Origin of the sequence: Phormidesmis priestleyi BC1401 (assembly GCF_001650195.1) — a bacterium.
GTDB classification, from domain to species: domain Bacteria; phylum Cyanobacteriota; class Cyanobacteriia; order Leptolyngbyales; family Leptolyngbyaceae; genus Phormidesmis_A; species Phormidesmis_A priestleyi_B.
The window spans coordinates 23238-31114 of sequence record NZ_LXYR01000053.1; the positions used below are offsets into that span (position 1 = coordinate 23238).

Sequence of the window (7877 nt, forward strand, 5' to 3'; positions counted from 1 at the left end):
TACCTACTTAGAAGGCTTGAATCAGGTTGAAAAACAATGGCTAGAAAATGGTTTAAACAAGGAAGTCAGCGCCTACGTCTGTTCTCCAAAGGTCGTAAATCAGCAGGCTTTACGCTAATAGAACTCTTGGTCGCAATGGTGATCGCAAGCATCATCACCAGCATTTTGCTCTTTTTGGTGGTGCAGCTATTGCAAACTAGCCAACGAGAATCAGCCCGAAGCGACACCCAACGCGAAATGCAAATGGCGCTCGACTACATCGGGCGTGATGTGCGTGAAGCCGTCTATGTCTATGATGGTAAATGCCTTACTAGCAGCGCACCAGCAGATGGTACGTGTTCTGGCTTACTCACAACTGGTTATCTTCCTGCGGCTATCTCAGCAGGAGCAAATAATCTTCCAGTTCTGGCATTCTGGCGTGTTGATCCTCTACCTCCAAAAGTTGACAAGATTTGTACAGATAACGCCGCCGTATACACTACGCCAAATGCTGCATCGATCGCTGCGATTGGCATTATTCCCTGTGTCTCTCGTCGAATGTATACGCTGGTTGTTTATTCTTTAAACTGGGACGCTGGTTCTCCTTGGAGCGGTAAAGCCAGAATTAAGCGCTATCAAATGCCCCAATACAGTTATAGTGCAAAGACTGCCGCTGAAACGACCCCTGGCTGGCTCTTTCCAGCAAGCGGCGATGTCTCTTTTATGACTTGGCCCCACGACACCACGGGAACAGACAAACGACTGATTCAAACCCCAACGTCTGATCCCTCCAACACTCAAGTGCTCGTCGATTTTGTAGATCAAAAAGGCTTATCTACGAGTGCAGCTAACGATGCCGTTTGTCCGGCTCCAGTCGCAACTGCCATCACTTCTGGATATGTCCTCACACCAACCTCGGCTAAGACACCCTCGGCTGATAACAATAGAGGCTTCTATGTTTGTGTTAAAGGTGGAGAAAGCAAAGGCAACCTAAACCAGGAGGTTTCTATCTTTCTGCAAGGAAACGCGGCTGGAAGACCTGGGCTTCAACTCTCTACGAGTAACGTTCCCATTTCAATGCAAACCCGTGTGATGACTCGCGGCGCTTTAGACAAGGCAATCTAGTCATCTGCTGTCGTGCCTCAACTGAGAGAAAGAACATGAAGAGGAACCGTTCAAACCGCTCGATCGCTGGCTTCACTTTAATTGAAGTTCTAGTCATCATTATTATCGTCGGCATTCTATTTGCGATCGCCGCCCCAAGTTGGGTAGGCTTTCTCAACAGACAGCGCATCACAACCGCGCGAGACCAAACATTTGAACTGCTGCGATCGGCTCAAGCCGAAGCAAAACGCACCAAAGTCAGTCGAGCGATCGCTTTTGATAACACAGCAGATCAGAGGGCGAGAGTCATCGTTGTCCCTGTAGTAAATGACCTTTCAACTCCAACCATCGACCCTTCAGATGGAAGGTGGCAAGTTTTAGGGAATGGTGACATCAAGTCAAGGGCAATTAAGATCTCCGGGAGACCAGATAAAGGCACTGAAACCAGTAGCGGCACGATTATCTTTGACACTTATGGCAACGTCAGCCCAAACGTGGGTGCCGCGCCCTACACCATCACAATTCAAGCTGCGACGACTGTTAGCCCTAAGCGTTGCGTCAGAGTGACAACGCTGTTGGGGGCAATGCTTCCAGCGGAAGATGGTGACTGTAACTTGTAAGGAACGATCGCATCTACTAATTAATTGATACAAAAGAAGGTTTCGGGGAACTCTAAGCTCGACATTCACAGCATGTAGAGTTTTTTCATGAGTTCGTACCGTAGAAAACCTTCTCGACCTCAATCAACCAAAGGCTTTACTTTAATAGAACTTTTGGTAGTGATCGTTTTAATGGGAACTCTTGCCGCGATCGCAGCCCCTTCGTGGGTGTCGTTTCTCAACAATCAGCGCTTAAGCACTGCCCAAAGCCAGGTGTTTGAGGTGCTGCGTCAAGCGCAGACAACCGCAAAACTAAAACACCTCGACTATCAGGTTAGCTTTAGACCGCAACCGCCAAATGGAAAAGCTGAATGGGCAATGCATCCAGCCACACTCACCGATCCTGCCAGTTTGCCCTGGAATAGTTTGGGTGAAAATATTCAGATCAACCCAGAAACAACCCTCCCGCTGCAATCAAACGGCATCTATAAAGTTCGATTCGACCATCACGGCGAAATTAAAGGAAATTTAGGGAGAGTCACGCTGTCCGTCCCAAACAGTCAAGTCAAACGATGCGTCATCGTCTCAACCTTGCTTGGAGCCATGCGAGCCGGAGAAAACCGTCCGGGGCAGGCAGGCAACCCTTGTGACTAGGACTGTGCTTTGAGTGCGGCTTGAGTTTTTACCCGATCGAGCTTCAGCACCAGCGTCGATAGAGGAGGCAAACAAAGGTCGATCGAGTAGGGACGACTGTGATAGCTCCACTCCTCCGTCCACTTCCCTCCCAGGTTGCCCATATTGCTGCCACCATATTCACGAGCATCACTGTTTAAGAGTTCTGTGTAAAATCCGGCTTCTGGGACACCAACTCGATAGTGACTGTGAGGCTGAGGCGTGAAATTGCAGACGGTGACGACAAACTCATCAGAGTCTTTATCTCGACGGATGAATGCGACCACACTGTGACGGTTATCGCTACAGTCGATCCATTCAAACCCAGGCTCTGCAAAGTCTTGAGTATAGAGGGCAGGTTCGCTGCGATAAGTAGTGTTGAGTGCTTCCATAAAGCGCTTTAGCTTCCGGTGCGGCTCAAACTGCAAAAGCTGCCAATCCAGGTCGCCCCAAACGTTCCACTCACTCCACTGCCCAAACTCCATACTCATAAACAGCGTCTTTTTGCCGGGGTGAGTAAACATAAAGGCATAAAGGCATCGCATATTCGCAAACTTTTGCCACTCATCGCCCGGTATTTTGCCGATGATGTTGCTCTTGCCGTGCACCACTTCATCGTGGGAGAGCGCCAGCATGAAGTTTTCGCTGTGGTTGTACCACATGCTGAAGGTAACGTTGTTTTGATGAAATTGACGGAACCACGGGTCCATACTGAAATAATCGAGCATGTCGTGCATCCAGCCCATGTTCCACTTGAGGTTAAAACCTAAGCCACCGACATAAGTGGGCCACGAAACCATCGGCCAAGACGTAGATTCTTCAGCGATCGACAGCACACCCGGAAAATAGCTGAAAATCACATGGTTCATCTGACGCAAAAAGTCTGCGGCTTCGATGTTTTCTCGTCCACCATATTGATTCGTCACCCACTCACCGGGTTCGCGGCAGTAGTCGAGATAGAGCATTGAGGCAACCGCATCGACTCGAATTCCATCAATGTGGTATTTGTCAAACCAGAACAGTGCGTTAGAAACCAAATAATTGCGAACTTCGTGACGGGCGTAGTTAAAAACAAGCGTGCCCCACTCTTTGTGTTCACCTCGGCGAGAGTCAGAGTGCTCATAAAGGTGCGTTCCATCAAAGAAGGCAAGACCATGACCGTCTTTCGGAAAGTGCCCTGGCACCCAATCAACAATTACGCCAATGTCGTTTGCGTGACACTGATCCACAAAATACATAAAGTCTTGCGGAGTGCCGTAACGAGACGTGCAGGCATAGTGCCCAACGACCTGATAGCCCCAAGAGCCATCAAACGGATGCTCGGCGATCGGCATCAATTCAATGTGAGTGAAGCCCAGATCCTTGACATAGGGAATCAGCTTTTCTGCCAGTTCTCGATAGGTGAGAAACCGCGCTCCAGGCTTGAGTTCTGAGACTGTGACAACGGGTTCGGTGTCTCCATTAGGAAGTTGAGCAGGTTCGGCAGAAGACCCATGGAGCCAAGAGCCGAGATGCACCTCATAGACTGAAATGGGGTGTGCTAAAGGCTCAGTGTTGCGACGACGCTCCATCCAGTCTTGGTCTTGCCAGGTGTAGGAATCTAAATCGGTGACGATCGAGGCTGTTTTGGGTCGAGCCTCTTGCTGAAAGCCATAGGGATCGGACTTTTCGTAGATATGCCCGTCCTGATTTTTAACTTCATATTTGTAGTGAGTGCCAACTCCTAACTCTGGAATGAAGAGTTCCCAGACTCCGGTTGACCCTCTCCGCATTTGATCCTTGCGCCCGTCCCAATAGTTAAAGTCACCAATCACAGAAACGCTGCGAGCATTGGGTGCCCACACTGCAAAATAGACTCCTTTCACATCATCGACTTGAACCGCGTGTGCGCCTAGTTTCTCGTAAATGCGGTGATGGTTGCCTTCGGAGAATAGATGAACATCAAAATCAGTCAAAAAAGGAGAGCGAAACGCATAGGGGTCATAGATGATGCGATCGTGATCCCCTTCTTTGATGCGTAACTGATAGTTGCTAAGTTCAGAGGTCTCGATCGTGCATTCAAAAAAGTGGGGATGATAAATTGACTGCATCGGATATTCTGTCCGTTGTTCGGGCAAAACCACCCAAGCAGCATCGGCAGTTGGTTGATAAGCCCGTACAACCCAGACCGTTTTGCCATCCCGTTCTATTGGATGTGGACCCAACACCTCAAAAGGGTCTTGATGTTGATTCCAAACAATCCGTTCTACTTGATCGGGGGCAATGGTCATAGACATGAAGCTACCTACCTAGATAAATGGCGATCGTTAAAAGACTTCAGAGAAAAACGAGACTTAACCAACTGTAATAAAGTTATTAAATCATTATAAAGTCTCAAATTACTTATATTTTGCCTGAATCTGAGAGTCCATTTCCTAAATTGGACATAAAACAAGCCCCAACCTGTGGGATTCACGATCGGGGCTGTCTAACCTGATTTAATTCAGACGATCAATCCGAGACGAGAGCTTGACGGTGAGTTGAGACTCACGCGCTACCCGTAAACGTCACTTCTGGAAACTTCGACTGCGCTTCTGCCATTGGGCGACGTTTGCCCTCTTCTTGCCAGTAGTTAATCACCTCAGTTGCTTTGTTGAGCAACTCAACACGATCGACTTCAGAGATCCAGTGTTTCTTCTCTAACTCAGTTTTGAGTTGTTCCCAGGCATCATTCCGAGGCCAGAAAAAGTAAGAGGTTAGAGGACTCGTGCCTTTGCCAACCACTTGATCTACTGCTAATGCGACGTTCTCATCTAACCAGAGAACTTTTAAGATAAACTTCGACAATCCAACCTCCAGCGCAATCTCAAGCTTGATTACAATCAGCTATTCTATCGTACTGTTCTTATGAATAGGAAAATTACCGCGAAATTGGGTCTAAAGCCCCGTTAATAACCCACCCTAAGGTCTGACTCGGTTATTCAGAACGCTTGATGCGATCGATTTCTTGCTGCAAGTCTTCAATCTGTCGCCGCAGTTCATCCACATCCGTTGCCCTAGCGGTCTCTCCCGGAACGTTGACCGCGCCTTCTGCCCCCGATCGCGGATAGTTGCCCTGACGAATTTGGCGATACTCCTGAGAATTTGACCACTCCTGAAGATAGCGAACCCGCTCGACCGTGAACGGATGAGTCAGAAAAACTCCCTCAGAGACATTGTTATAAAGCAAGAACTTATAAACTTGATTGAGTCCGTCTTGGTCGAGTTCTTGATAGCGATCGCTCTGTCGCGCAAACTCTTCTAAACTCACCTCATGAGCATATTTGCTGCTGCCTCCCGCCAATCGCATCATGCTGTGCAATACAGGATTGAGGTCATCCATCACTAAAAGAGCGGCACGATCGGCAGACAATTCCGCTTTTCGTGCCCATTCATAAAATCCTAAGAGCAATCCTGTGCTAATCAGACTGCTTAATCCAAACGTCATATCTGCTAATCCAGAGATCACCGTGCTGACCCACATTGCCATCTGCGTCAGAGTCGTATGACCACATTTTAAGTGTCCAAGTTCGTGGGCAATCACTGATCGTAGTTCCTCTTCGCTCAACAGATCCAAAAGCCCCGTATTTAACACCACACACGGGCGCTCTTGTCCCAGCGCATAAGCATTGACTAGAGGAGCCTGAGAAACAAACATCGTCGGCTCTGATTGAATGTCTAAACTTCGCAAGCACTCTCGAAAAATTTGATAAACACTCGCATACTGCCGCGGTCCGACCTGAATGCTGTTTCCCATCAAATAGACAAACCGAGGACGCTCATAAATAAACTCCACAAACTTTCGCGCCACCACATCAAACCCTGGGATGCTGCGGAGAGCTTGTTCAGCTTGACGATCGAGCGGATGTCTAAAGGCTTCGCTAGAAATTCCGGGATACGTTGGCATAGGGTACAAATAAAATTAAGGTTTTGTAGTCTATCGATCTTGTGTCTAGTTTAAGTTTCAACTGATAATCAAGAGCGTTGTCACTGTGTACAAAACCATGAATCGATTCCGTGTGTCTTTGACGATTGCCCTCTCAGCCACTATTTTAAGCGGTGTCTTGCTCGGTTCAGTTCCCGCAGACGCTTGCCCATTCAGCAAATCAAATCCAACTGCCGTCAGTCCAGACAAATCTTCTAACTCACCCTTTGAAACCTCAATCCGTCCTGAACAATCACCTTCTTCAGATTCCGAAATGAGAATTGCAGGGGCAGGATTCGCAGCGATCGCAGGGTTTTTCATACTCGGCTTGGTTCAAAGAGTTCGTCGCTTCAAACAGACTAACTCAGCAATAGATGAAGTCCTAAATCATTACCCTGAAGTCGAGCATCCTGAGCTAATGTTGACTTCGGTTCCGAAGGAAGGTTACTCATCAAGATTAGAAGATTATCAGCCTTCTGTTCGTTAGTGCACTTTTTCAAATTTAGAAGACCTGTAAGTTTAAGATATCTTGTTTACCCGGAATGACAGTCCTCTACCAGCAATGTTAGAGGATTTTTTTGTGAAAGAAAGAGGACGATCGCTCACCCTCATCCGCTACATCGCTTACTCAATTGCCGATTCTTCTACTGTCGGGTCAAACACAATCTCATAGTTCCCGATCGGGTTCAGCCGCTTCAACACCCGCAAATGTTCCGTCGCATCATTCCGCCGCCGAAACCGAGCCACTACACGGCCCTGCATCTTGGGCAAAAGCTGAATAATGCACCAAGGAGACAAACGATCGCGGTAACTCCGCACAAAACTGTCACCAACCGTTGCTGACGGCTGCGATCCTGATATCATATATTTACCTCCCGTAATGGGATAAGAAGTAGCGATCGCTCTCAAGTTTTCCAGGCGAAAAGAGCGATCGCTTTTCAATGTACAAATCTATTATTTGGTGCATTCGCATCAAAGTCAAGCAAAAAGATGGGCTACGTCAGACTGCGGATTCGAGAGCTTGCTGATAAGAGAGGCTGGTCGCTCAAGGATGTTGCAGATCACTCTAAAGTTAACTACAACACCATCAGAAGTTATGTGCAGCGTGGCGAGTTAAATACTGTTGATTTGAGTGCGGTTTATAAGATTGCGAAGGCTTTTGAGGTGACGATCGATGAGTTGGTTGAAGTGGTGGAATAGGGGACGATCGGCTCTCCTGCCCAATTCACAACGCTATCGCATCCCAAAATTTCTTCGCCTGCCATTCCTCCACCTCTTTCGGACTGTAAGCCACAATTTCCAGATTCTGCAACTTTGGGTAAAACTCGTTCTGCACTGCTGACATTGCAAGCAAAAGCAATAGCCTGATGGTTATCCGCCGTCAATCTTTCCACTAACCGAGTTCCAACAAATCCACTTGACCCTGTAACTGCAACTTTCATCGATGTTCAAGGCGAAACGTCCATTCGTCAGTATATTGAAGGGGTGCGACCTCTATTTGATACTATTAGAGGGCAACGGAAAAGCCGTATTGATTCAGTTTGTTCCAGAATTGATCCCAACGCGTTGAGGTCAAGACC

At 47.8% G+C, this 7877-nt stretch carries 10 protein-coding genes; 5 read left to right on the forward strand and 5 right to left on the reverse strand.

Annotated elements, in window-relative coordinates:
* The first annotated feature begins 36 nt into the window (after positions 1-36).
* From A8707_RS20755 to A8707_RS30340, 3 genes are all read left to right on the forward strand, one after another.
* Positions 37-1104, forward strand: a complete 1068-nt coding sequence (locus A8707_RS20755) for a PilW family protein (RefSeq protein ID WP_068819119.1) — start codon at positions 37-39, stop codon at positions 1102-1104.
* A gap of 35 nt (positions 1105-1139) precedes the next feature.
* Positions 1140-1703, forward strand: a complete 564-nt coding sequence (locus tag A8707_RS20760; protein ID WP_068819120.1) for a prepilin-type N-terminal cleavage/methylation domain-containing protein — start codon at positions 1140-1142, stop codon at positions 1701-1703.
* 87 nt (positions 1704-1790) lie between these two features.
* Complete coding sequence (locus tag A8707_RS30340; protein WP_068819121.1) at positions 1791-2336, forward strand: type II secretion system protein; 546 nt, start codon at positions 1791-1793, stop codon at positions 2334-2336.
* Here the strand turns inward: A8707_RS30340 and glgB are convergent.
* The 3 genes from glgB to A8707_RS20780 all read right to left on the reverse strand — a co-directional run bounded on the left by glgB (position 2333) and on the right by A8707_RS20780 (position 6279).
* Positions 2333-4630: a 1,4-alpha-glucan branching enzyme gene (gene glgB, locus A8707_RS20770; protein ID WP_068819122.1), complete on the reverse strand. Its 2298-nt coding sequence runs from the start codon at positions 4628-4630 to the stop codon at positions 2333-2335. The two genes, A8707_RS30340 and glgB, sit on opposite strands and share 4 nt — an antisense overlap.
* A 250-nt stretch (positions 4631-4880) precedes the next feature.
* Positions 4881-5180 carry a 30S ribosomal protein PSRP-3 gene (locus tag A8707_RS20775; protein ID WP_068819123.1) on the reverse strand — a complete coding sequence of 100 codons (300 nt, stop codon included), beginning with the start codon at positions 5178-5180 and terminating at the stop codon, positions 4881-4883.
* Between the two features lie 130 nt (positions 5181-5310).
* Positions 5311-6279 (reverse strand): M48 family metallopeptidase, encoded by a 969-nt coding sequence (locus A8707_RS20780; RefSeq protein ID WP_068819124.1) that lies wholly within the window; start codon positions 6277-6279, stop codon positions 5311-5313.
* A gap of 97 nt (positions 6280-6376) precedes the next feature.
* Here A8707_RS20780 and A8707_RS28500 point away from each other — a divergent pair, with 97 nt between their 5' ends.
* Positions 6377-6784, forward strand: coding sequence for a hypothetical protein (locus A8707_RS28500; protein ID WP_156518791.1), 408 nt, complete (start codon positions 6377-6379; stop codon positions 6782-6784).
* A gap of 137 nt (positions 6785-6921) precedes the next feature.
* Here A8707_RS28500 and A8707_RS20790 read toward each other — a convergent pair whose 3' ends face one another.
* Positions 6922-7239 carry a hypothetical protein gene (locus A8707_RS20790; protein ID WP_231948235.1) on the reverse strand — a complete coding sequence of 106 codons (318 nt, stop codon included), beginning with the start codon at positions 7237-7239 and terminating at the stop codon, positions 6922-6924.
* Between the two features lie 48 nt (positions 7240-7287).
* On the opposite strand from A8707_RS20790, the gene A8707_RS20795 reads away from it, so the two are divergent.
* Positions 7288-7497: a helix-turn-helix domain-containing protein gene (locus A8707_RS20795; RefSeq protein WP_068819127.1), complete on the forward strand. Its 210-nt coding sequence runs from the start codon at positions 7288-7290 to the stop codon at positions 7495-7497.
* On the opposite strand, the gene A8707_RS28505 is transcribed toward A8707_RS20795, so the two are convergent.
* Positions 7437-7739, reverse strand: coding sequence for an NAD-dependent epimerase/dehydratase family protein (locus tag A8707_RS28505; protein WP_156518793.1), 303 nt, complete (start codon positions 7737-7739; stop codon positions 7437-7439). The two genes, A8707_RS20795 and A8707_RS28505, sit on opposite strands and share 61 nt — an antisense overlap.
* Positions 7740-7877: the final 138 nt, after the last annotated feature.

What these genes read in the sequence shown, in the direction of transcription:
- A8707_RS20755 (WP_068819119.1), top strand. Translation starts at nt 37, where the DNA reads ATGGCTAGAAAATGGTTTAAACAAGGAAGTCAGCGCCTACGTCTGTTC.
- A8707_RS20760 (WP_068819120.1), top strand. Translation starts at nt 1,140, where the DNA reads ATGAAGAGGAACCGTTCAAACCGCTCGATCGCTGGCTTCACTTTAATT.
- A8707_RS28505 (WP_156518793.1), bottom strand. Translation starts at nt 7,739, where the DNA reads ATGAAAGTTGCAGTTACAGGGTCAAGTGGATTTGTTGGAACTCGGTTA.
- A8707_RS20780 (WP_068819124.1), bottom strand. Translation starts at nt 6,279, where the DNA reads ATGCCAACGTATCCCGGAATTTCTAGCGAAGCCTTTAGACATCCGCTC.
- A8707_RS20795 (WP_068819127.1), top strand. Translation starts at nt 7,288, where the DNA reads ATGGGCTACGTCAGACTGCGGATTCGAGAGCTTGCTGATAAGAGAGGC.
- glgB (WP_068819122.1), bottom strand. Translation starts at nt 4,630, where the DNA reads ATGTCTATGACCATTGCCCCCGATCAAGTAGAACGGATTGTTTGGAAT.
- A8707_RS30340 (WP_068819121.1), top strand. Translation starts at nt 1,791, where the DNA reads ATGAGTTCGTACCGTAGAAAACCTTCTCGACCTCAATCAACCAAAGGC.
- A8707_RS28500 (WP_156518791.1), top strand. Translation starts at nt 6,377, where the DNA reads ATGAATCGATTCCGTGTGTCTTTGACGATTGCCCTCTCAGCCACTATT.